This window comes from Nitrospira sp. (assembly GCA_016715825.1).
Lineage (GTDB): Bacteria > Nitrospirota > Nitrospiria > Nitrospirales > Nitrospiraceae > Nitrospira_D.
This window is the reverse complement of sequence record JADJXO010000001.1, coordinates 1,220,217-1,240,217: the sequence shown is the minus strand read 5'-3', so window position 1 is coordinate 1,240,217 and position 20,001 is coordinate 1,220,217. Positions and strand designations below refer to the sequence as shown.

The 20,001-nt window shown below is 55.6% G+C and carries 27 protein-coding genes; 17 read left to right on the top strand and 10 right to left on the bottom strand.

The window, feature by feature from the left end; genetic code table 11:
• Positions 1–10: 10 nt before the first annotated feature.
• The 7 genes from IPM58_05960 (at position 11) to IPM58_05930 (ending at position 4,406) form a co-directional block, all read left to right on the top strand.
• The gene (locus IPM58_05960; GenBank protein MBK9306628.1) at positions 11–1,282 is read left to right on the top strand and encodes an FAD-dependent monooxygenase; all 1,272 of its coding nucleotides are present in this window, start codon (positions 11–13) and stop codon (positions 1,280–1,282) included.
• A gap of 1 nt (position 1,283) precedes the next feature.
• Positions 1,284–2,039, top strand: coding sequence for a hypothetical protein (locus IPM58_05955; GenBank protein ID MBK9306627.1), 756 nt, complete (start codon positions 1,284–1,286; stop codon positions 2,037–2,039).
• A complete protein-coding gene (locus tag IPM58_05950) occupies positions 2,036–2,791 on the top strand; it encodes a TPM domain-containing protein (protein MBK9306626.1) in 756 nt (251 codons plus the stop codon). The genes IPM58_05955 and IPM58_05950 overlap by 4 nt, the downstream gene beginning before the upstream one ends.
• A 5-nt stretch (positions 2,792–2,796) precedes the next feature.
• Complete coding sequence (locus IPM58_05945) at positions 2,797–3,048, top strand: DUF2442 domain-containing protein (protein MBK9306625.1); 252 nt, start codon at positions 2,797–2,799, stop codon at positions 3,046–3,048.
• A 72-nt stretch (positions 3,049–3,120) separates the two neighbouring features.
• On the top strand, positions 3,121–3,894 hold the full coding sequence (locus IPM58_05940) for a DsbA family protein (GenBank protein ID MBK9306624.1): 774 nt from the start codon (positions 3,121–3,123) through the stop codon (positions 3,892–3,894).
• Between the two features lie 78 nt (positions 3,895–3,972).
• Positions 3,973–4,170 carry a type II toxin-antitoxin system HicA family toxin gene (locus tag IPM58_05935; GenBank protein MBK9306623.1) on the top strand — a complete coding sequence of 66 codons (198 nt, stop codon included), beginning with the start codon at positions 3,973–3,975 and terminating at the stop codon, positions 4,168–4,170.
• Positions 4,167–4,406: a hypothetical protein gene (locus tag IPM58_05930; GenBank protein ID MBK9306622.1), complete on the top strand. Its 240-nt coding sequence runs from the start codon at positions 4,167–4,169 to the stop codon at positions 4,404–4,406. The genes IPM58_05935 and IPM58_05930 overlap by 4 nt, the downstream gene beginning before the upstream one ends.
• A gap of 129 nt (positions 4,407–4,535) precedes the next feature.
• Here IPM58_05930 and IPM58_05925 read toward each other — a convergent pair.
• Positions 4,536–5,569, bottom strand: a protein-coding gene (locus IPM58_05925; protein MBK9306621.1) for an IS630 family transposase whose coding sequence is annotated in 2 segments (ribosomal slippage) — positions 4,536–4,984 and positions 4,984–5,569 — 1,035 coding nt in all. Because the reading frame shifts where the segments join, the coding sequence is not laid out codon by codon here.
• A 1,022-nt stretch (positions 5,570–6,591) separates the two neighbouring features.
• Here IPM58_05925 and IPM58_05920 point away from each other — a divergent pair.
• The 3 genes from IPM58_05920 (at position 6,592) to IPM58_05910 (ending at position 9,218) form a co-directional block, all read left to right on the top strand.
• Positions 6,592–7,194 carry a 5'-nucleotidase gene (locus tag IPM58_05920; protein ID MBK9306620.1) on the top strand — a complete coding sequence of 201 codons (603 nt, stop codon included), beginning with the start codon at positions 6,592–6,594 and terminating at the stop codon, positions 7,192–7,194.
• Positions 7,195–7,373: 179 nt separating this feature from the next.
• A complete protein-coding gene (locus IPM58_05915) occupies positions 7,374–8,306 on the top strand; it encodes an alpha/beta hydrolase (GenBank protein MBK9306619.1) in 933 nt (310 codons plus the stop codon).
• Between the two features lie 180 nt (positions 8,307–8,486).
• Positions 8,487–9,218: an MBL fold metallo-hydrolase gene (locus tag IPM58_05910; protein ID MBK9306618.1), complete on the top strand. Its 732-nt coding sequence runs from the start codon at positions 8,487–8,489 to the stop codon at positions 9,216–9,218.
• 98 nt (positions 9,219–9,316) lie between these two features.
• Here the strand turns inward: IPM58_05910 and IPM58_05905 are convergent, their stop codons facing one another.
• Positions 9,317–10,471 (bottom strand): HD domain-containing protein, encoded by a 1,155-nt coding sequence (locus tag IPM58_05905; GenBank protein MBK9306617.1) that lies wholly within the window; start codon positions 10,469–10,471, stop codon positions 9,317–9,319.
• A 219-nt stretch (positions 10,472–10,690) separates the two neighbouring features.
• Between IPM58_05905 and IPM58_05900 the strand changes: the two genes are divergently transcribed.
• Positions 10,691–11,317 carry an NAD(P)H-binding protein gene (locus IPM58_05900; protein ID MBK9306616.1) on the top strand — a complete coding sequence of 209 codons (627 nt, stop codon included), beginning with the start codon at positions 10,691–10,693 and terminating at the stop codon, positions 11,315–11,317.
• Here the strand turns inward: IPM58_05900 and IPM58_05895 are convergent.
• Together IPM58_05895 and IPM58_05890 are read right to left on the bottom strand one after the other, a co-directional pair.
• On the bottom strand, positions 11,314–11,730 hold the full coding sequence (locus tag IPM58_05895; protein MBK9306615.1) for a DUF5069 domain-containing protein: 417 nt from the start codon (positions 11,728–11,730) through the stop codon (positions 11,314–11,316). The genes IPM58_05900 and IPM58_05895 overlap by 4 nt on opposite strands.
• 35 nt (positions 11,731–11,765) lie before the next feature.
• A complete protein-coding gene (locus IPM58_05890; GenBank protein MBK9306614.1) occupies positions 11,766–12,437 on the bottom strand; it encodes a DUF3386 family protein in 672 nt (223 codons plus the stop codon).
• A gap of 250 nt (positions 12,438–12,687) precedes the next feature.
• Here IPM58_05890 and IPM58_05885 point away from each other — a divergent pair, with 250 nt between their 5' ends.
• Positions 12,688–13,065 (top strand): hypothetical protein, encoded by a 378-nt coding sequence (locus IPM58_05885; GenBank protein ID MBK9306613.1) that lies wholly within the window; start codon positions 12,688–12,690, stop codon positions 13,063–13,065.
• Between the two features lie 12 nt (positions 13,066–13,077).
• Here the strand turns inward: IPM58_05885 and IPM58_05880 are convergent, their stop codons facing one another.
• The 3 genes from IPM58_05880 to IPM58_05870 form a co-directional block, all read right to left on the bottom strand.
• The gene (locus IPM58_05880) at positions 13,078–13,374 is read right to left on the bottom strand and encodes an ATP-dependent Clp protease adaptor ClpS (GenBank protein ID MBK9306612.1); all 297 of its coding nucleotides are present in this window, start codon (positions 13,372–13,374) and stop codon (positions 13,078–13,080) included.
• A gap of 422 nt (positions 13,375–13,796) precedes the next feature.
• Complete coding sequence (hemW, locus tag IPM58_05875; protein ID MBK9306611.1) at positions 13,797–14,924, bottom strand: radical SAM family heme chaperone HemW; 1,128 nt, start codon at positions 14,922–14,924, stop codon at positions 13,797–13,799.
• A complete protein-coding gene (locus IPM58_05870; GenBank protein MBK9306610.1) occupies positions 14,921–15,193 on the bottom strand; it encodes a hypothetical protein in 273 nt (90 codons plus the stop codon). The genes hemW and IPM58_05870 overlap by 4 nt, the downstream gene beginning before the upstream one ends.
• 79 nt (positions 15,194–15,272) lie before the next feature.
• Between IPM58_05870 and IPM58_05865 the strand changes: the two genes are divergently transcribed.
• The 3 genes from IPM58_05865 (at position 15,273) to IPM58_05855 (ending at position 16,692) form a co-directional block, all read left to right on the top strand.
• A complete protein-coding gene (locus IPM58_05865) occupies positions 15,273–15,497 on the top strand; it encodes a zinc ribbon domain-containing protein (protein ID MBK9306609.1) in 225 nt (74 codons plus the stop codon).
• Between the two features lie 174 nt (positions 15,498–15,671).
• Positions 15,672–16,010 carry a hypothetical protein gene (locus IPM58_05860; GenBank protein ID MBK9306608.1) on the top strand — a complete coding sequence of 113 codons (339 nt, stop codon included), beginning with the start codon at positions 15,672–15,674 and terminating at the stop codon, positions 16,008–16,010.
• Positions 15,976–16,692 (top strand): hypothetical protein, encoded by a 717-nt coding sequence (locus IPM58_05855; GenBank protein ID MBK9306607.1) that lies wholly within the window; start codon positions 15,976–15,978, stop codon positions 16,690–16,692. The genes IPM58_05860 and IPM58_05855 overlap by 35 nt, the downstream gene beginning before the upstream one ends.
• 74 nt (positions 16,693–16,766) lie before the next feature.
• On the opposite strand, the gene IPM58_05850 is transcribed toward IPM58_05855, so the two are convergent.
• Together IPM58_05850 and IPM58_05845 are read right to left on the bottom strand one after the other, a co-directional pair.
• Complete coding sequence (locus IPM58_05850; protein ID MBK9306606.1) at positions 16,767–17,654, bottom strand: SUMF1/EgtB/PvdO family nonheme iron enzyme; 888 nt, start codon at positions 17,652–17,654, stop codon at positions 16,767–16,769.
• Positions 17,651–18,400: an iron-containing redox enzyme family protein gene (locus IPM58_05845; protein ID MBK9306605.1), complete on the bottom strand. Its 750-nt coding sequence runs from the start codon at positions 18,398–18,400 to the stop codon at positions 17,651–17,653. The genes IPM58_05850 and IPM58_05845 overlap by 4 nt, the downstream gene beginning before the upstream one ends.
• 58 nt (positions 18,401–18,458) lie before the next feature.
• On the opposite strand from IPM58_05845, the gene IPM58_05840 reads away from it, so the two are divergent.
• Positions 18,459–18,743 (top strand): hypothetical protein, encoded by a 285-nt coding sequence (locus IPM58_05840; protein ID MBK9306604.1) that lies wholly within the window; start codon positions 18,459–18,461, stop codon positions 18,741–18,743.
• A gap of 114 nt (positions 18,744–18,857) precedes the next feature.
• Here the strand turns inward: IPM58_05840 and IPM58_05835 are convergent, their stop codons facing one another.
• Positions 18,858–19,298 carry a hypothetical protein gene (locus IPM58_05835; GenBank protein MBK9306603.1) on the bottom strand — a complete coding sequence of 147 codons (441 nt, stop codon included), beginning with the start codon at positions 19,296–19,298 and terminating at the stop codon, positions 18,858–18,860.
• A 76-nt stretch (positions 19,299–19,374) separates the two neighbouring features.
• Between IPM58_05835 and IPM58_05830 the strand changes: the two genes are divergently transcribed.
• On the top strand, positions 19,375–20,001 hold the full coding sequence (locus tag IPM58_05830; GenBank protein MBK9306602.1) for a hypothetical protein: 627 nt from the start codon (positions 19,375–19,377) through the stop codon (positions 19,999–20,001).

The window sequence follows — 20,001 nt, the reverse complement described above, 5'->3', positions numbered from 1 at the left end:
GAGAACAGTGATGGTCGTGGAGACGGACATTGCGGTCGTCGGAGCCGGTGGAGGCGGGGCCGTCCTGGCTCTTGCCTTGGCCCAGAAGGGGATCAAAACCATTGTTCTTGAACGGGCGCCCGGACCACCGCAGGGATTGCGTGGCGAGATTCTGCAACCGAACGGGCAGCGGGTGCTCGATCAGCTAGGACTTCTGAATGAGCTGCCCAGCGAATCCACGCGAACGGTGCATAAGTTTCATTTCTGCCGGGTCGGCGGTGAGCGGTTATGTACCGTGGACTATGGCGATCTTCCGCCACCCTATAATCGTGCCGTGGTCACCCTTCCCAATGTGGCGCACCATGCCATCCTCGGCGCGATCGAGCAGGAGCCTTCCGTCTCGTTGCGGTATCGATCGACGTTTACGGGGTTGCTGCGTGACCAAGGCCGAGTCGTCGGGTTGACCGCCAAGCAGGACGATGCGGAGCTCACTATAAAAGCCAAGGTGGTCGTCGGTGCCGATGGGGCCTTTTCAAAGGTTCGGGAAGCCTTGCAGATCTCGGCGGAGCTGCATCTCTATCCGCAAGGATACTTGATCGCGCTATTAGACGCGGCGATTCCGCTGGAGGAAGCGAAGTATTTCGTAGGGAAGAAGACCATCCTCGGGATGTTTCCTGCCGCCGGAGACAAAGTGTATGCGTTCTATATGATCAAGGCTGGTTCGTATGACCATGTGAAAGCGCAGGGGCTTCCAGCGCTCCAGGAAGCCTGGACCAAAATCGATCCGTCCAGTGAACCGATATTCCGTACGTTGACGGACTGGAAGCACACAGCCTTTATGCCGACCGGGCGTGTGCGAACACCGACCTGGGTGGCAGATGGAGCGGTGCTGATTGGGGATGCCGCCCATGCCATGAATCCCCATGCCTCACAGGGGCGCATGCAGGCGATGGTCGATGCGATGACCTTGGCGGACCTCTTGCCCGAGTGTCTGGCGACGAATGACTATTCGGCCGCCAAGCTCAGGAGCTACGAAATCCTCCGTCGGCCACAGGTGACCATGCTGCAGAAATTGGCCGACGAGCAGGTGCTGTTTTGGAATACGGCAAACCCGGTCATTGCGTTTCTCCGTGACCGTGTGTTCAGCACGTTGGACCGCAACGCGCGACTTCGATATCGGGTCTTGTCGACCACAGCCGGACTTCGCAAGGACCCCCCATTCGGCATGATGGATCGCCTCATGGCAGCCGGATTCTTGCCGGATCCTTCAGCCCGCGACATGGCAGCGGGAGGGGCGCGGTAACGTGATGGCACCGGTCGACTGGAGCATCGACGGCTTACCGGAAGGCACGCAAAAACTCTTAAAGTCATACGTGAAAGATGTTTCAAAAGCATATGAAAACGAACTTGAAAGCATTATTCTCTATGGCAGTGCTGTCCGCGGTGAATTTCTACCAGGTCTCTCCAACCTCAACGTTTTGTTGATCCTATCCTCCTACGATCTCTCGGTCTTAAAACAGTATGACGGCCTTCATAAGCGCTGGAGCAAGGAGCAGGTGATGGTTCCTTTGTTCCTTACGAGAGCCGACCTAGATTCGGCCTCAACCGCCTTTCCCTTGGAGTACCAAGACATTCTGGACTGGCATCGCTTGCTCTGGGGACAAGATCCCTTTGTCGGCCTCAAAATCGACACACGGTATCTGGCCGGAGAGGTTGTGCAGGGGCTCCGTGGAAATGTGTTTCGACTCCGTCAACGTCTGGTGGAAGGACGAAGCACTGAAGAGGCCATCACAATTCTATTGCCGTTGTCGATCACCGCGCTTCTGCCGGTGCTTCGTGGGTTGCAACGGTTATTGGGTCGCCCAGTGATGAAGCATGGAGAGCCGCTACTACATGACATCGAATCCCATCTTGAGATCGACCTGACCGGCCTTCGTGACGCGCAGGCACTCAAGCGTGGTCACATCTCTCCACGACAGAAACAGATCCCAAGACACATGGATCGCTACCTTGACTGTCTGACACGATTGGTGGGGATCGCGGAGGCACGTATCAAGTGAGCCTGTTTCACGAGCACCGGTACTGGAGCAGCAAGGCGTGCTTAGGTGTAATCTTCTTCCTTTCGGTTGGCGATGCATCGGCTGCGCTCTATGAACGGCCAAAAGAACGTGTGCCGCTTCCGAGTCCCATCGGATATGTGAGCGATCATGCGCAAGTCGTCGACGATGCATGGAAGGAACGCATCCGGTCCGTCTGTACCGATCTTGAAAAGAAAAGCGGCGTGGAGATGGTGATCGTGACGGTGCCCACGATTAAGCCGTATCCGAGCGCCAGAGAATATGCCGATGCACTGTATCAAAAATGGCAAATCGGTTCGACGCAACAGGAACATGGGTTGATGGTGTTGGTGGCTGTGGAAGAACGGCAGGCAGCCATGGCCCTGGGGCGCAGAATGTTTCCGGTCATTACGCCGACCGTCAGGGATGATGTGGGCCGTACCTATCTCCAGCCTGCGATCGAACGAGGACAATTTGGTGAAGGGTTGTATCGCGCGGCGGTCGCTCTGGCGACCCCTGCGCAAGAGGTGCGACTCGATACGCCGACTCGGCCTCGTATCAAGGGGCTCGGAGTCTGGATTACGCTTGGGACCACCATGGCGATCGTCGCGTTCTTCTGGATGATCAGCCGGCCCGATCTCCGGCATCCCTATCGCCGTATTCAGAATGGTGAATATTGGGGAACCGGCCAGGGCGGCTTCGGCGGGAACTGGGGCGGCTTTGGTGGAGCCACGAGTGGGGAAAGTTGGTGGTGATGGCTTTGAGGATTACGGAACTGCAAGTAGAACCTAGCTGGATGCCGTCAATTGTGGCAGATGATGGCCGCATCGGTCGGTTTGGTGAAGCCCCTTCCAGTGAGGCGTTCGAGGCGCTCCGAGATCAAAGCGAATTTGTGAAGGTCGCCAATGGCGGGTATTTTGTCGAATGGGCATGTGGTGCTGACTTGTCAGCAGACACGATTGAGGCTCGGTGGCAGGTTATAGGAAAAGTGGCTCGGCAATCACCTGGGTGATGTGCGTATGGAGGAAGAGCACAGTTCCATACCCCCAGTTCCGAATGCGCCAATGGCACAGGAGATCTATCGATGAATAGTATCCACATCTGGAACCGCTTTACCTCGTCACCGGCCATCTTTGCTAGTCTGATCCTGGTTGCTTCAGGTTGCTCAAGCACGGCCAATGAAAGCAAGGCTACCTCAGTCGTCTCTCAAGACCTCACCGACGCCGCCATTGAACGCTACATCCGAAATCATCCGGAAGTGATTGTCCAATCGCTGCAGGCGATGGAAGCGAAGCGTGAAGCGGAACAGCGGGAACGTCAAAAAATTGCCCTGACTGCCAAACAGCAGGAACTGCTTCACGATCCGACATCTCCGGTCAGCGGCAATCCCAAGGGCGAAATCACGCTAGTCGAGTTCTATGATTACCGTTGCGGCTACTGTAAACGTGCGGCGTCGGCTGTGACGGAACTGCAGAAGGTGGATCCTCGGGTGCGGGTGGTCTACAAGGACTTTCCCATTTTGGGCGAACCGTCGGAACTCGCAGCCAAGGCTGCACTCGCGTCTCAAGCGCAAGGCAAGCACCAAGCCTTCCACGAAGCCCTGCTCGCGTCCCACTCAGACATGACGAAGGATGAGATTCTAAACATCGCGGTGAGCGTCGGTCTCAATGCGGGGCGCCTGGAAGCCGACATGGCCGATCCGAAGTGGCAGGCCGTCATCGACAAGAACCGGGGGCTCGCTCAAGAGCTCGGCATCTCGGGAACCCCAGGCTTCATCGTGGGCAATGAACTGGTGCCTGGGGCGTTGGATTTGAATGGGCTGAAAGAACTCATTGCTCGGGCGGGACAGGGGAGATGATGGATGTAGGGCTGGCTGAAATTATTGGCGATCCAGGAGTACACTTCATCGTTTGGTACACTCTGGAGTGAAAATGAGATGCCCCCAAAAATCAGGGAGCTGATAGCCGAACTGACGAAGGCTGGATTCAAGGATCGGGGCGGTAAAGGGAGTCATAGAAACTTCGTTCATCCACGAGTGACGAAACCGGTTACCCTATCGGGTAAGTCAGGCGACGATGCTAAGCAGTACCAGCTTCGTGCTGTCCGGTCAGCCATAGAGGAGACCAAAAAATGAAGGAGAGTGCCAGATACGCAAAAATCGTTGAATGGTCTGAAGAAGACCAGTGTTACGTAGGGAGCGCCCCTGGTCTGGTGCTTGGCGGATGCCATGGACAGGATGAGAAGGCCGTGTTCGACGAGTTGTGTCAGATCGTCGAAGAGGCGCTTTCTCTTTATCACAAGGACGGCAAACCACTGCCTCCCTCCACATCAGGGCGGGACTTTGCCAACAAGATGCAACACGTCGCCTAGCGCTCGCCTAATCTGCTCAACATGCACAGTAAGTGGCAGGTCGAAATTGACAAGGACCGGGCCCCGGCTTCAGCGTGGGCAACGAACTGGTGCCTGGGTGGCTGGATTTGAATGGACTAAAGGACTTACTCAGAAGTCAGCAATATAGGCGACACTGGGATGCTTGAAGAACGACCGCACCAAGACAGGCCTGCGACCGATCTCCGCCAGCTGCCTGCTCACACGCTCGTCGAGCTGTTCCCCCTTCTGGAGCGGACGCCGGGCATTGCCGGTGCGCTTCGCGTAGCTCCAGACCAGTTCGTCGGGGTTGAGATCCGGGGCATAGCCAGGCAGATAATGCAGGGTTAGTTTGCCATCGAGGTCCGCGACATACTGAGTGACCGCCTTGGTTTTGTGCGCCGGCAACCCATCCAGGATCAGATGCAGGGGCTTGCGACGGCCCCGCAGCAGCCGGCGCAGGAAGGTCACGAACCGCTCGCCCGTCAACCCACCCGCATAGGTGGCAAAACCAGAACGCCCCTTGGCACTGATCGCCGAGGCGGCGCTGATGCGCTGACGCTGCCCGGGGACCGATACCACGGGGTCTGGCCTTTGGCCCCCAGGTCCTGCTCCTGCACGGCATCGGCTCGAAAGCCCGACTCATCCCAGAAATAGATCTCGGCCTGGTCCCGCTTGGCTGTGCGCACAATCGCGGGATAGGTCTCATGCTGCCAGCGTACAATCGCCGCGGGATCGCGCTGGTAGGCCCGCTGTAACGGCTTCTGTGGCGTCAGCCCTTGGCGCGCCAGCACCGGTCCGATCGACGCCAGGCTCAGGCGCACGCCGAATCGCTGGACAATCAAGTCACGCACGATCTGCCGGGTCCAGAGGCCAAAGTCAAACCCGTACTGCCTTGGATTCTTGCCGTTGATCCAACGGAACACCTGCCGTTCCTGCGCTGCCGTCAAGGTCCGTGGGCGCCCGGTCGCTGGCCGCGCCGCCAATGCCTCGAATCCCTGGTCGCGACCGCGAACCGCTTTGAGCCAGCGGTAAATCGTGCACCGATGGAATCCGTAACTGGCGATCACCTCGCTTGGCTGTTCGCCCTCCTGGACTCGCGCCACGGCCATTGTGCGAATCGTCTCCAAGGTCCGGTGATCGAGGGTGCGTCCGTCGCGTCTCATCGCGAGACGGAGTATCTCACACCCCACTACTGTTGTCTATATTACTGACCTATGAGTAATTACGAGGGCAGGTTATGGGAAATGATGGATCGATGGAAATGCACCGTCACTTGTAGCTAAGAATGTGTTACCAAACCTGGAAATCAAAGGTTCGAAGCTTACGCGTGTTCATCTAAACATTGCATAGGTGCCACAACGTGCCTTCCTGGAACACAGACCTCCTCAACAAGTACTTTGCCCCAGGAATCTCAAAATTCACCGCATGTGACGCACCTGATATCGCCGATGCGCATCCTGAGGCATCTAACTGGCTGGCAAACCACTTCTTGAATTCGGTCTTCCGCGCTGGAGTATAAGAACAAGTATCGCCAGTACGCCATTAACCAGATCTACCGCGCACAGTCGTCGTTTGCCGATTACCATGAGGCTCGAGCGCTGACCGCTGAGTTCCTTGCCAGGGGAAGGCCAGATAACCCTGCTTCACACCTCTACTTCCGTGCATTAGCTCGTTGGGAGTCATGTCTCCTGAATGTTCAAATCTTCATCGACGTCATGAACAAGATGAGGAAGGATTTCGATGTTGAGGCTGTTTTCAAGGACGGAGATGGATCACCTGAACAAAGAGCTTACCGCATGGCAAACACTGTCAAACACTGGGGTGCAGAAATTTACGCTGGCCAGCATGATGAAGATCACACAGTACCACTCTGGCTTACGAATGCTGGGCTTCAAACAGCTTCAGCTACCCTCAGCTACGCTGAACTATCACAGCTTGTCTCGGAGGTAGCTTCAGCCGCGCGGGACCTACAAGATGCACGGTCGTTTGGTAAGGGCAGGTTACCAGAAAGTGGGCAGAGACTTTAATGGCTTTTCTGCTGTCGACATGCCATACACACCGATCCCATGGTGAGCGTTGACAAGCGATTACATTACCTAAAGGATACCGTGTGAGTACAATGACTATCCGTATCTATCATGACGGTCAGCAACTCAATGGTTAGAAGGTCAAGGCGAGGGGGGAAATGACTGCGAAGCGCCGGTTTGTCCTTGGCGTAGATCTCGACGGCGTCTGCGCTGATTTCTACGGTGGGTTGAGGCCCATCGCTGCCGAGTGGTTAGGCGTGAATGTCGCCTCGCTACCAGAGCGAGTCACGTGGGGTTTGCCTGAGTGGGGTGTCGACAAGGCGCCCGGTGGGTACGAGGCGCTGCATCGCTTTGCTGTCACTCAGCGTGAACTGTTCCGAGTGCTACCTCCAATGTCGGGAGCACCGGTTGCCTTACGAAGGCTATCAGCAGAGAACGTTCGGATCCGGATCATCATGCACCGTTTCTTTATCAAGTATTTTCATCAAGTGGCAGCACGTCAAACCATCGATTGGCTCGATTTTCACGATATCCCGTATTGGGACCTCTGCTTCATGCAGGAGAAGGCGGCCGTCGGCGCTGATCTTTACATTGAGGATTCTCCGCAGAACATTGCGGTCCTGCGATCGGAGAATCTTCCTACCATCGTTTTTACGAACCCAACGAATGAAGATTTGCCCGGGCCTCGGGCAAATACGTGGGCAGAGGCGCTAGAGCTGGTTCTCAACCGAAAGCAGGACTGGGAGCAGCTTGGACGCTGAGCCTTGAAGATCGCCCTCCAGCTTACCGAGGGCGGGTCATTCCTCCCAAAAATACAAAAGAGTCTGACCTTACGGGTTCCGTTCATGATCAGCACGGACAAAGTCGTCCCTGGAGACCAGCTGCAAAATATTAGGTCGCAAGGGTTACAAGCTCGTTCTACACACCCACCATGTCCTCCATGCTCCGGTTTTTCTTCGCGTCTTTGGGTGTCAGTGTCGCCATCGCCATCTGGTTCGGAGTTGATATCAGACGGGCCTACGTACGAATCGCTGGCAAGAGTACGGTCTTGACCTCGCCAGTGGGAGACATCGAATTCAAGCGTGGAGGAGCTGGTGTTCCTGTTCTGGTCATTCATGGAAGCGGGGGAGGGTACGACCAAGGTGAACTCATCGCAACGGCGATCCTAGACGAACGGTTCGACTGGATTGCGCCGTCGCGCTTTGGGTACCTGCGATCGACGTTCCGTGAGGGCAACACGTTCGACGACCAAGCCAAGGCCTATACCTTCCTTCTTGACCGCCTTGGCCTACAGAGAGTTGCCGTCCTGGCGATCTCTCATGGCGGTCCATCAGCACTTCTCTTTGCGGCGCTCTATCCAGAACGCGTCTCCTCACTGACACTGCTGTCTTGTGGGGTTGCGTCTTCATCAGATGTGAGCCAGACGCAAGCGAGCCAAAAGGGCAACGCGCTGACCATGGTCTTCAAGTTCGAGATCCTCTACTGGGTTGTCCGGAAGTTTCTGCGCAAGAAGCTGATGCGGTTGATGGGTGCCACCGACGAGGTGATCGCAAATCTCACGACAGAGCAGCGTACGATGGTGAATCAGCTGATTGACTTCATGGCTCCGGTAGTTCCCCGCTACGCGGGCGTCGCTGTTGACAATAAAGCCAGGATGCCGAATGAACGGGTGGCGGCTATTCGAGCCCCGACGCTCATCGTCCATGCAACGGACGACGCGCTGCAACTTTTTCACAATGCTGAGTATGCGGCGGCAAACATCCCTGGCTCCCGCTTGCTGTCCTTTGATCGGGGAGGCCACCTCCTACTCCTGGTCGAACAGTCGGCCATTCAGACGGAAGTCCGGCAGTTCATGTTGGCCCACGCCGGATGATGCTTGGTTGCATGGAGGCGCGACCTAACATTTCGCTTCAAATCCGGAACATTGCTTGGCAAGGCCTTGGTGAAACAGTAGCCTGGCGCCTTTGCTTCACGTTTTCAGCCCGATCTATCCGTCTTGCACCTCTGTCTGGCGATGCGTATGATCGCGCGGCTTCAAACTTGAGGAGGTGCCATGGCGAAGATCACCGAGATCGCTCCGGACCTATTCCGCATCACAACGTTTGTTGAACTGATCAATCTTCAGTTCAGTCAGTTCTTGGTGCGCGACGATGAATCGCTGTTGTTCCATACCGGCCCGCGGGCACTGTTTTCCGATGTCAAAGCCGCTGTGTCGTCGCTCATCGATCCAAAGACTTTGCGCTGGATTGGGTTCAGCCATTTCGAATCGGATGAATGTGCGACGGTACCAGAGTGGCAGCAACTGGCTCCGCATTCAGACGTAGTCTGTAGCCTGGTGGGTAAGATGGTGAGCGTCGATGATTGTCTGGCGATTCGTCCCGCGAAAGGGATGGTCGACGGCGAGGTGCTTGAGACGGGGAAATACCGCTTCCGCTTTCTTGCGACGCCGCATGTCCCCCATTGCTGGGAAGCAGGGTTGCTGTTTGAGGAGGCGGAACGAACGCTCCTCTGTTCGGATCTCTTTCATCAAGAAGGAGATGTCGAACCGATGACGGAATCAGATATCATCGACCGCTGTCGGAAGACGCTGGTGGATTATCAGCAAGGTCCGTTGGCGAACTATGTGCCCTACTGCTCACTGACGGAACCCACGTTTCAGCGATTGGCCGCACTCCTGCCAAGGCGACTGGCGACCATGCATGGTTCGGTCTACGTCGGTGATGGAAGAAATGCGCTCCTTGATCTGACCACAGTCTGGCGTGAGGTCCTCAGCTCCCCGTTATGATCCGTGATGCCCGAGGGGTGGGAGGACTGTGCCCTGGCGCTATTCCAGCGATCCAACATCATATGTGCGTGTTTTGGTTTGGTTGTTTGGCCGGAGGGTTAGCCGTAGGGGTCTTCTTTGAAGCGAGCCTGGATCTCTTCGACTTCTGCGCGCTGGGCGATGAGGGCCTCGACGCAGTGTTGATCGACTTGTGAGCCGGCCATGCGCCGCAGCATGGCGAATGCCTCGTCGTTCGACCAAGCTTCCTTATAGGACCGACGGCTTGTCAACGCGTCGAAGATGTCGGCGACGGCCACGATTCTCGCCTCGATCGGAATATTGTTCCCCTGTAATCCACTCGGATATCCGCTGCCGTTCATCGCTTCATGATGGTACAGCGCGATGTTACGGAGCATATCGATGTGCTCAAGACCGTCGAGACCGAAATTGCTCAACATCACGTCGATGATCTCCCGCCCTTTGGCCGTATGGCTGCGCATGATCGTCTTCTCACCGTCGGTCAGCGTGCCGGGTTTCTGTAAGATCTCGTCGGGGATTGCGATTTTCCCGATGTCGTGGAGTGGGGCAAAGAGAAAAATGTGTTCAATCAGGTCGTCGGTCAGGCTGTAGGTAGGGGCGATGGTCCGTGCGATCAAGCGGGCGAAGTTAGCCATGCGATCCAAGTGGGCGCCGGTATCCATGTCTTTGTGGTGCACGATGTCGGCGGCGGTTCTCACGGAGGCTTCGAGCGTCCGGATCGAGGACAGTTCGGAGATCGCCGTGAGCGAGGTGAGGTGCCCGAAGATATCCAGGTCATGCAGGACTTGATCGGTGAACACGCGTTTGAGTCTCGAATTGAAAAAGACGAATCCAAAGAAGGTGCTGTTCAGGAACATCGGTAGGGTGTAGCTGGCTCCGTATCCGGCGGCGCGTATGCGCACCGCGTGCTCGGTGCGGCTGCGTTTGAAGACATCCAGATCATTGACGACCCGTGGTGTGCCACGTGCCATCGTATCCTTGAAGGACGGGACTTCGGTGAGCCTTGCGGAATAGTGCCGCAGCGGATGAGCAGTGCGGCCACTGTCGACGTAGGTCTTGAGCAGGTCCGTCTTAGGGTCATAGACAGCAACGGCGATGCGCGTAATGAACGGATACCGCCGCTTCAGCAGTTTATGAAGCGATGCCAGCTTATCGGCCAAGGAATTGTGACGATTGAGGGTATCGAGTGCGTCTCGGTGGTAGAAGACGGCTTTGGTGCGGGTGGCTCTAGGCATGGAGAAAGTCTAGCATGGGAGACAGGAAACACCGTTAAAGAAGTGAATCCACACCACTTGATCTCGACGGCTGGCTTTCTTCCAGATTCCTAAGGTCGCAACAGTGTCACCGCTCCGCACTTGACCGGAGCCTAGGAACAGGCTGAGAATGTCACTGAGGCCAATGCAATATGAGGCCGGCCATAACTTGGTTAGGCCACTGACAACAAGACAGGGAACATGAAGATCGCCATTATTGGAGCCTCTGCTGGAATAGGGCTGGAGACCGTGCGTCAAGCACTCGAGCGGGGGCATGACGTCACCACCTTGTCACGACGGCGGGTTTCGCTCCCTGATCAGCCTAGATTGACCAAGGTGCAGGGGAGTGCGACAAACCAGGATGATGTTCGGATTGCCGTGGAAGGAGCTGACGCCATTCTCATGACGCTTGGTGTGAAGAGCCCATTCGCCACTACGCTGTTCTCCGACTCCGCGCGGCTCTTGCTGAAGATTCTTGGTGAAAAGGGGAGCTCTCCGACGCTCATCGTCCTCACGGGGTTCGGTGCAGGCGACAGCTGGGGATACAATTCGCTTCCCATGAAACTTATGTTCACGCTGCTTCTGAAGAAAGTCTATGCCGATAAGAGTGAGCAGGAGCGGGTGATCGCCGGTGGATACCCACGATGGGAGATCGTGCGCCCAGGTCGCTTGACCAACGGGGCGATGACCGGCCGCTATCGCGTGTTGGACCAATTGGTGGACGGTATGAAGGTGGGCGCGATTTCTCGTGCTGATGTGGCGCACTTCATGGTGGTGCAGGCGGAAAACACGACCTACTTGGGCAAATACCCGGCGCTGACTTACTAAGCCCCGTGCGTTGAGACTCGTCTCGGAACGACTCGCCTTTCTTCTAAATCTTGAAGATCCGACCATGCTGAGATGTCGGTTCTCGAGGGATCGATGGCAGCCAGATATTTTTTGAACCTAGCTGCGCTTTCAGTGGAACTTGGTCCCCGTGCCAGCAACTTCTCATTCCATTCATCTAATTCAGCAGGCTGGTGTGATTTGGCCGTCTTCTCAAACCAGTTGGCGATGCCGTCATCGGTCTGGTTGGCTTTGACGGCGGCGCTGAATTGTGCACTGGTGATGCCCGCAAACTCCAGTAGCCGATCGTCCATTGGGCAGGGATAGATGTATTCGCCCTCGGTGCCGGCGAGGACGGCGCGGCACTTGTCGATCATGCGAGCCAAATGGGCATAGCCTGCCAGCTGGACCCGCATGCTCCGGGGGAAGTCTCGCCGTAAATCCATCGTTACTAAAGCAACGTGTGATTCTTGAACGTGAGGTCTTTCACTATGACCTGATTGTTTTCGTAGGTGATGATCCGCCTAGTGGCCGGCAGGTCGCAGGCTCCGACACGGGTATGCGTGTCCGTGAAACTCTCGACATTGGTGAGCGTGCCATCGGTGGGTGAATAGTAGTAGACGGTGTACTTGGTTGTGAGATTTTTCTGGTCTTGTGTGACCGCGCTTTCTTCCACGTTGATCGTAAACGCAAACGGATTCATGCCGGGATGGGCCATTTTGCGATTGATCTGGGTGATGCGGTTGTTGTTCACCCGGTAGAAGGAATTCGAGCCATGGATCGTCAACTTCGTTCCGAACGGATGGCCGTCCTCCTCCATGGTGAGTGAGTACTTGCCATCCGATTCCTCGAAGGTGCGCGCACCACGATGGACTGCAATCATGCCGAGCTGTTCCTGAGCCCACTTTTGGGTCTCGCTGTCCCCCAGCTGAACCGAGACTTCGCGCGGACTCTTGACCGTGACCGAACCGCTGGTTTCTTTCCCGCTCACATTCACGGTGAGGTCGGCAGTAAAACCTTGAAAATCTTTAGGCCAACGCGCGGTGGCTTCAAAGGCCCGCCGAAGAAGGTCTCGTGCCTGAGGGTCGTCGGCTACGGTCGAAGGTGCGTGTGTCGGCTGCATCATGAATCTCCTCTCAGAAAAGTCACTTGGTTATCTGTAGTTATACCGGGATCGTGAGCCAAGGCTCAAGCCTCAAATCCACACGATCAAGCAGCAGATCTCTGAGATCTGTGGTGTGCCGTAAGTGAGCACAAGGTTTGATGTTCCCAAGAATCCAGGACTCTGATATACTCCAGCAATTTTCTTAGCCGGGGGTGTTCTCTAGTCGGGGCCCTGGTGGGTCCTCGGCTGCAGTTGAGAAAGGATGAGCATGGAACGGCGAGCTGCTTCGCATACCGAAGAAGAGGAGATGAACCAACGCCGAAAGCTGCTGAATGCAGCAAGGCGTGGTGATACGAAAGCTATCAGCAAACTGTTTGAGCTGTACCAAGTGCGTGTCCTCAGCGGAGACCAGTTAGCCAAGGTCAATCGGACTTCCACCTACATGGTTCCGGTCAAACCCTCGCAGAGCGGGAAGTCAAAGTCGCAGGACAAAGGGAAAAAGTCAGCTGCTTTGCAGGCGAAGGGAGGCAAGAAACCACCCAAGGCGACGACGGCTGGGACCGCGGTCAAACCTGCCGCCAAGACCGCCCATGCAAAACCTGCTGCTGTCAAAAAGGCAGGGAAGCCAAAAGCTAGACCGAAGTAGCGAGAGATGCCATCACTGCACGGCCACTCGGAGCCCCCCTCCTGCGAGTTTTGCTGCAATCTGTTCGGCTTGTTCCGTTGCCCCTGTGAAGACGATGGCTTCCCCGTCATGATCGATTCGATATGCTAACTCAAACGCCTTTGTCGACGTCATCCCAGGAATAAACCGGCAAAAGAGCTCAATAACCTGCTGGTAGGTGTGGCAATCGCAGTTGTACACCACCACGCGGGACTCGAACTCCGTGTCTGAACCGGTTCGGACTTCTTCGGTGATATCAGGAATGGTTTCTGGTGTTGCAGGTGTCGGCATGCAGCGCGGAGTTCTAGGCACGTTGACGAAGATGATGGCTGTGTGAATTGTACAACGTCATGGCATCCACCGCGCTGTCATACCGTGTCCATATCGATGACTTCGGTGGCATCCCAGAGATTTTTCAGCTCGGCATCAGCCAAGGCTTTTTCTCGATCCTCTTCGGTCTCGATTCCAAAGGGGTGGGCTTGGTGATGACGAAGTTGTGCCGTTATGCACTTCTTGAGAGGTTGGTCCCTTCGTCCGTTCGGAGCGACGGCGTTTCTTGGCTGGGTCCATGTTGACTGGCATTGTAACCCCCTGAGACGACGCGTAGTCTCCTCCGATTGCGCATGTCTTGTCAATCTGGCGATGACTGGATCAGTGAAAGTCGAGCGTGCTGATGTGTTACATGATGTCCAATGTCGGACGGTGTATCCTACTCAAAACAGCGCTCCCTCTACCGTATCAGCGTATCGCCGTCCCAAGGGAGTCAGCCACAGGCGGTCGTGATCTGAAGCGAGCAAACCCTGGTTCAGGAGTGTGTCAACCTGCAGATCTCGATCGGCGGTTCGACTGGTCACACGAGGGACCCCGCGGAGAAGGCGTAGGCCGAAGACCAGCGCATCTCGCTGTCGCTCGGATGGCGAAAGTGTTGTTTGGTCAACGATCGGTAGACGATCACGGCTCAGCGTTTCCACATAGGATGCGAGGTTCGCAATGTTCCCGAACCTGGTCCCAGCGAGATACGACTGTGCGCTTGGGCCGAGTCCCAGATACTCACCGCCGGTCCAATACAGGAGATTGTGGCGGCTGGAATAGCCAGGTTTGGCGTAATTCGAAATCTCATAGTGCGTAAATCCTGCGCTGGCAAGGATGTCTTCCGTTACGGACTCCATCTCGTTCTGAAGTGCGTCATCTGGAGGCACGACGATCTGTTGAGCAATATCTTGAGCGAGTCGTGTGTTTTCTTCAACGGTCAGGGCGTAACACGAGATATGTGTCGGCTGAAGCATCAGTAGCGATTCCACGGTGTGCATCCAATCCTGTACTGATTGGCCAGGCAGTCCGTACATCAGATCGAGGTTGATGTTTTGGAACCCGGCACGACGTGATTCCTGAACGGCAGTTGCGGTGTCTCGAACCAGCCCAAATCGCCCAATAGAAGCGAAATCCTGGTCTTTCATGGATTCCGCTCCGAAGCTGATTCGATTAAACCCAGCTTGGGCGAGAGCTCTGAGATCGTCGAAGCTGACAGTAGAGGGGTGCGCCTCGAGCGTGATTTCCGCACTCGGGCCCGTCGGCCACGTCGCTCGAATCCGTTTCAGCAGCGTCGTCAGGTATTCAGTCGGAAGGGATGTCGGCGTCCCACCGCCAAAGTATATGCTTTCTAAGAGACGGCCATTCAACACATCGTGTTGGGCGTGGAGCGCAATCTCTTGAAGGAGGGCCGACTGAAACTGCGCGATCCGGTTGGGTTGAGCGATCTCCAGGTAAAAGGCGCAGAAGTGGCACCGGCGGCGACAGAAGGGGACATGGATGTACAAACCGATGGCTTCTGAAGGGATCATCTGTCGAACGGGAAGAGCACGGGTTTTGAAAAATCTCTCGTCAAGACAATCTCGATCTCGTCCCTTGGTGACGCGCCTCGGTTTCTCACATGCGCAGTCCACCCTCCCTGCCGGCGCAGCGACTCAAAGACTGATTTTATCGCCTGAGGTTTGATGCGGGCTTCCCACTCGCGCACCCAATTGTGCTCATCGTCCTCGCCCGCATAGTCGTCCGGGAACGACGCTTCGAGGGTGAAGCGGAGCGCGAATGTTTTTTCCTCTTGATACATAAGGGTCCTTATCGTTGCGATTAAGCGGCACTGATCTTATAATGCATCCGACGCTGAATGAATCAAGGAGATACCATCAATGCCTATCTTCGAATATGTGTGCGCTGAATGCAATCATCGTTTTGAGCTCCTGCTCCAAGGCTCGGGGGAAGCGGCCTGCCCCAAGTGTCAGACGACCAAAGTCGATAAACAGTTTTCAGCCTTCGGTGTCGGAGCGACGACCAGTTGGGCTCCGTCTGGAAGTCCAAGCGCCTGTGGCAGCTGCGGGGACCCACGTGGGCCGGGTGCCTGTTCGATGAACTGAGAGCAGGCTGTTGAAAAAGTTCGCCAGCTTCGTTCTCGCATCGCTCAGCGGCTCAACGTACCGAAGCCTACGCCTCGGCGGTTCTCTCGCTGCGGCCTTGCTGGACGATCTTTTTGAACAGCCTTCGGGTCCTATAAAATTGTCCTGAACTTCTGACTTTCTCCTCTATGACACATGCAAAATAGCTTTTCGACCTCAAGCGAACAGGCGCTGCAAGGCGCGATCTCAACCATCATGCAATCCGACCCTCTTATCAAGCTGCTCCAGCAACTGCGATTTGGACGCATGAAACCGACGGATGTAGGGTTGCGTGCGGTGACCGAATCGTGGCTTGAAACCTACGAGAACGCGTTGAGCACGGAAGGCCTCACCCAGTCGGACCTTCGACGACTCAACCCCGCCCCTCGGCTTGAGGTACTCATCGAGGTCGGTGTGCTCACGGACGACCATCCAGGAGTGACCTCGTTGAAGGCTTCCTATGATCGAGCGGTGGTTCGTGTCTCTGGCGAGTAGGTCTCTCGCAGCTATCCTGTCGCTCCTGTGCCAGTTTGGCCTGGTTCCCTTGTTGCCCGTCACTGTCCAAGCGGAGGATGCGTCAGCGGTTCGTTCACTGAGAGCCATTCTCCCGACGCACCTTCATTCGATATTCCCTTCCGACGTGCAGATTCTGATCGGGCGGAACGCCATCGAAACCTTCCTTGCCGATCTGGATCGAGTACCACCCGATTGGGCAACAGTCTACGGTCAGGGGCACAATGACCCAGGCCATGATGAACGACTCTTCAAGCTGAATCGAGAGCGGGATGCGTTGCGCGAGGGGAATCCGGCACTCGTGAGGCGCGTGGCATTCGTGTGGTCGGGAGAGTTGTCGCGATTCGATCCTGAAACGCAGGCGTACGGGGTGGCAATTGGGCCGGAGTTTAACTCGACCAGTTGGGGTCTGGTTCGATTCAAACCTGAAGAGTTTCCAAACGACCTGCGAGTGAGGCCGGACAAGATTCTAGCTGATCGTATCAAAAGGAGTCTCTCCAAACATGAAAAAGTGCACGTGTTCGTCGTGATGGCTGGGAAGCTGATTCCGGGCGAGTCGATCATCTATGACTTCTCCCATGACAAGGAAGGAGTTGGACTCATCATGCCGGTGGTGAGGCTTGAGCAGGTCGAAGTGGTGGTGAGAGATTCACCAAGATCCTGATCCTCACAACCCCCATTTATCCAACGGCAGGTATGTGGTGAGGTTATTGAGAGGGCGAATTGCCCACAAGGTGATTACCAAGCGTCCTTTGCGCATCGAAACCCGGTGCCGCTGGGTCGGCTGTCCATCGTTCCCCAATCGCGATCACTCGCACGGAGACTGGCGGCGGGTTTCAACCACGATCCGCCGCGCATAGCCTTGATAGCACCTCGGTCCGGACCGGGTGGATCACTGAGAGGCGCGTTTCGATAGTAGTTGGGGTCGTACCAGTCTTGCACCCATTCTGCGGCATTCCCTGCCATGTCGAACAGCCCATATGGACTTACCGATTCCGGGAAACTGCCGACCGGCATCGTTAAGACTTCTCCTTGTATACCGTGATCTTTGGCCAAGCGAGCGCCGTCTCCCTTGACCCAGAATGCCTCCCAGTCAGCTCCGCTGGCGAAGTCAATCGTTCGTTGTGCCCAGTAGCTCGCGCTATTGGCCATGGTAAAGTCCCACTCGTTTCCCCAGGGGTACCGCCGGCCATCGGTTCCCCGCGCAGCTTTTTCCCACTCGGCTTCTGTTGGGAGACGCTTTCCCACCCAGCGACAATAGGTGTCGGCATCGGTCCAACTGACATTGACCACCGGATGCTGTTCAATACTTGGTAGAGGCTGATTGTGGGCCCAGAGCGTCGCGGTGTGATTCACATTCTCGGGAAAACGATGCCCCGTTGTCTGCACGAATTTGGCATACGCGTGGTTGGTGATTTCGAAGCGATCAATGAGGTATCCGCCGAGATAGACACGCCGTTCGGGATGTTCGTCAGGAAAGCCATCGCTTCCTTCCGGCGTTCCCATCGTAAACTCTCCAGGAGGAATGAACGTCATCTCCGAGAAGGTTTCGGCATCACTCGCCGATGGCGTCAGACCGATGCTGAGGAGCAGCAGAAGGCAGAAATAGGGGGAGGACCAGATCATGAGGGTCTGGGAATACGGCAGGCCTTGGCGATCGCGTCTCGGTAGTTCAACCAGAGCACCAGACTTTTCTTGACGCTCGTCAGCACCAACGGTCGCAGCGGCGGAGGGGTGTAGTTTACGACCATCTCATAGGCATCATGTCGATGGCCTGCTTCCACCAGCTGGTGAGCTCGAATCAGGTCCATTCGGCTTCGCGGCACCTTGTGATACCGAACCAAGGGATGACCGGCGATGATGGCTTCAATGTCCTGCGGCGTTTTTCGCTGAGATGGAGCGTGAAGCTCCTTACGATCTTTGACGCTCCCCTCAACGAATACCGTGAATATGGCAGCTGCCACCACCCAATGACGGTGGTGTGACATCTGCTCCAGCCAGGCTCGATAGGTTCGAGCCGCAGGCAGGAGTCGATCACGCTCAAAATCCGCACGGCGGAATCCCAATCCTTCCATCATGGCGAGAAAGAGTTCCGGATGTGATGTACCCAATGAGAGTCCACCGGTCTCTTCCTCGTAAATATTCTCGGCCAACATATGCCGGACTGATGGGGGAGGGTTTTTCCCGAGGATTCGTGACAAAAAGACAGGAAAGTCCCGAACGTAGACTGCGTACTCATGTTGAAAGTGAGTCTTAAGCTGGGCTGTGCTGAGCCGGCCTGAGGAAAAATACTCCCATGCCCAATGATGCTTCCCGTCCATGATGGTGAGAAGGGATTCACGGAAGGAGGATTTTTTGATCTGCGTCGCCATAGCGGCTTGCCTTCTCCTGTCGCGCCTCGTTAGAATTTAGCCGAGGTTCGAACAACCGATGAATCCGATCACCATTCAGGATCCTGACGAAATCCTCAACATCTTGGCTGAGGTGACTCTCCATGGGACGGGGTTTACGACAGAATCTTTGCTCGACTATGTCTTGGAAGAAGGATTTACAGAGCCTATTTTCCTCACTGCCAGCGGCGAGGATCCCATGGCGTTTTTCAAGGGGCAGCCGAATGCCTGGGCCATCTACCAAGTCCGCGAATGGAAACGTGTGCTGACGGTGTCCGGTGGTCCAGGCCAGGAGCGGCGCGTACGAATCACGGAGACGCCGTAACGTGATGGTGAGTCTAAAGTGAAATTGATGGCGAGTAAAGTGTAATCGATCGATGAGGGACAACTCAGTCAGCGGATGAACTATGCGTGTGAGTAGATGCTGGTCGAGGCAGGCTTACGGTTGAATTCTGGGGTGGGGCTTGTCTGCTGGTAAGTCGCGAAAATGACGCTCTCGGGTTCCTTCGTACCATCCTCCCATCAAGATGCCTTCTTCGAGATACAGATAGCGATGACGGACCACCGCTGAACTCTCCCAATCTTCGAAAATCCATTCTTCCTGTCGAATTCCGTCTTTCGTGAAGGTCGTGTTGATCGTCTGCGGTCCGCCCCAGGATTCCAGGACCTGTTCTTTGCTCATGCCGACCATGACACGATGTTGTGCAATATGCTTCTCAAAGTTTGGGTCGCCGAGCTGAACGATCATTGGCCAAATCACGGCCATGAGAAGAAAGAGCACAAGCCCGGTATAAATGATGATTCGTACCGGACGACGGCGAATGAACGATGGTTCTTCCGCGTTGGGATCAAACGAAATAGGTTGGGACTGGGTAGCCATAAGAAGTTTCGATGCTAGCAAGTGACTTGTCCATGAGTCAAGGAAGTTGGAGTCAATGAAGTGGCAAGAATAGCCAATGAAATCAACCGTGTATAATCAGGCGCTATACTTGCTTGATGAGTTTACGACACAACCCACCACGATGATGGATAGCGTGACCACTATGCGACACCGTCTCCTTCCGATCGGCCTTTGTCTTGTGCTTGGAATGAGCACCACCGTGGAAGTTCTGGCGACGACCATCTACTCCTACATCGATGACCAGGGGAATCCGGTATTTACCGATTCGCCGGAGACGATTCCTGAAAAATATCGGGCAAAAGTGAAGTCGCATGAACAACCGGGTTCAGTGGAAAAGGCACATCCGAAGAGTCAATCCATGCAGCAGAAGCTTCAGGAAGGAGCGAATGCTTTTGGGTGGGAGATGCCGAAGTTTCCAAGTAAGTTGGATAAATCGAGTTTGAGCGAATTGCCGATCCTCAACTCCGCAGGCATTGCGGCAGTCATTCTGTTGGTCATCATGTATCTGAGCAAGAACAGCCCTATGATCAGGTTGCTGGCCCTAGGCTTGCTCCTTGTGCTTGGAATCGGGACGCCTGTGCTGCTGTATACGACCGACGGTGGACCAATGGATAGCTTGAAGAAGAAGGCTGTCGCTTCAGGTCAAGCACAACAGGATCGGCTGCAACAACCGCCGCAGTAA

Excerpts from the sequence above, each read along its gene's own strand:
- IPM58_05960 (MBK9306628.1), top strand. The coding sequence starts at position 11 with ATGGTCGTGGAGACGGACATTGCGGTCGTCGGAGCCGGTGGAGGCGGG.
- IPM58_05940 (MBK9306624.1), top strand. The coding sequence starts at position 3,121 with ATGAATAGTATCCACATCTGGAACCGCTTTACCTCGTCACCGGCCATC.
- IPM58_05935 (MBK9306623.1), top strand. The coding sequence starts at position 3,973 with ATGCCCCCAAAAATCAGGGAGCTGATAGCCGAACTGACGAAGGCTGGA.
- IPM58_05930 (MBK9306622.1), top strand. The coding sequence starts at position 4,167 with ATGAAGGAGAGTGCCAGATACGCAAAAATCGTTGAATGGTCTGAAGAA.
- IPM58_05920 (MBK9306620.1), top strand. The coding sequence starts at position 6,592 with ATGACTGCGAAGCGCCGGTTTGTCCTTGGCGTAGATCTCGACGGCGTC.
- IPM58_05915 (MBK9306619.1), top strand. The coding sequence starts at position 7,374 with ATGCTCCGGTTTTTCTTCGCGTCTTTGGGTGTCAGTGTCGCCATCGCC.
- IPM58_05910 (MBK9306618.1), top strand. The coding sequence starts at position 8,487 with ATGGCGAAGATCACCGAGATCGCTCCGGACCTATTCCGCATCACAACG.
- IPM58_05905 (MBK9306617.1), bottom strand. The coding sequence starts at position 10,471 with ATGCCTAGAGCCACCCGCACCAAAGCCGTCTTCTACCACCGAGACGCA.
- IPM58_05900 (MBK9306616.1), top strand. The coding sequence starts at position 10,691 with ATGAAGATCGCCATTATTGGAGCCTCTGCTGGAATAGGGCTGGAGACC.
- IPM58_05895 (MBK9306615.1), bottom strand. The coding sequence starts at position 11,730 with ATGCGGGTCCAGCTGGCAGGCTATGCCCATTTGGCTCGCATGATCGAC.
- IPM58_05890 (MBK9306614.1), bottom strand. The coding sequence starts at position 12,437 with ATGCAGCCGACACACGCACCTTCGACCGTAGCCGACGACCCTCAGGCA.
- IPM58_05885 (MBK9306613.1), top strand. The coding sequence starts at position 12,688 with ATGGAACGGCGAGCTGCTTCGCATACCGAAGAAGAGGAGATGAACCAA.
- IPM58_05880 (MBK9306612.1), bottom strand. The coding sequence starts at position 13,374 with ATGCCGACACCTGCAACACCAGAAACCATTCCTGATATCACCGAAGAA.
- hemW (MBK9306611.1), bottom strand. The coding sequence starts at position 14,924 with ATGATCCCTTCAGAAGCCATCGGTTTGTACATCCATGTCCCCTTCTGT.
- IPM58_05870 (MBK9306610.1), bottom strand. The coding sequence starts at position 15,193 with ATGTATCAAGAGGAAAAAACATTCGCGCTCCGCTTCACCCTCGAAGCG.
- IPM58_05865 (MBK9306609.1), top strand. The coding sequence starts at position 15,273 with ATGCCTATCTTCGAATATGTGTGCGCTGAATGCAATCATCGTTTTGAG.
- IPM58_05860 (MBK9306608.1), top strand. The coding sequence starts at position 15,672 with ATGCAAAATAGCTTTTCGACCTCAAGCGAACAGGCGCTGCAAGGCGCG.
- IPM58_05855 (MBK9306607.1), top strand. The coding sequence starts at position 15,976 with ATGATCGAGCGGTGGTTCGTGTCTCTGGCGAGTAGGTCTCTCGCAGCT.
- IPM58_05850 (MBK9306606.1), bottom strand. The coding sequence starts at position 17,654 with ATGATCTGGTCCTCCCCCTATTTCTGCCTTCTGCTGCTCCTCAGCATC.
- IPM58_05845 (MBK9306605.1), bottom strand. The coding sequence starts at position 18,400 with ATGGCGACGCAGATCAAAAAATCCTCCTTCCGTGAATCCCTTCTCACC.
- IPM58_05840 (MBK9306604.1), top strand. The coding sequence starts at position 18,459 with ATGAATCCGATCACCATTCAGGATCCTGACGAAATCCTCAACATCTTG.
- IPM58_05835 (MBK9306603.1), bottom strand. The coding sequence starts at position 19,298 with ATGGCTACCCAGTCCCAACCTATTTCGTTTGATCCCAACGCGGAAGAA.
- IPM58_05830 (MBK9306602.1), top strand. The coding sequence starts at position 19,375 with ATGAAATCAACCGTGTATAATCAGGCGCTATACTTGCTTGATGAGTTT.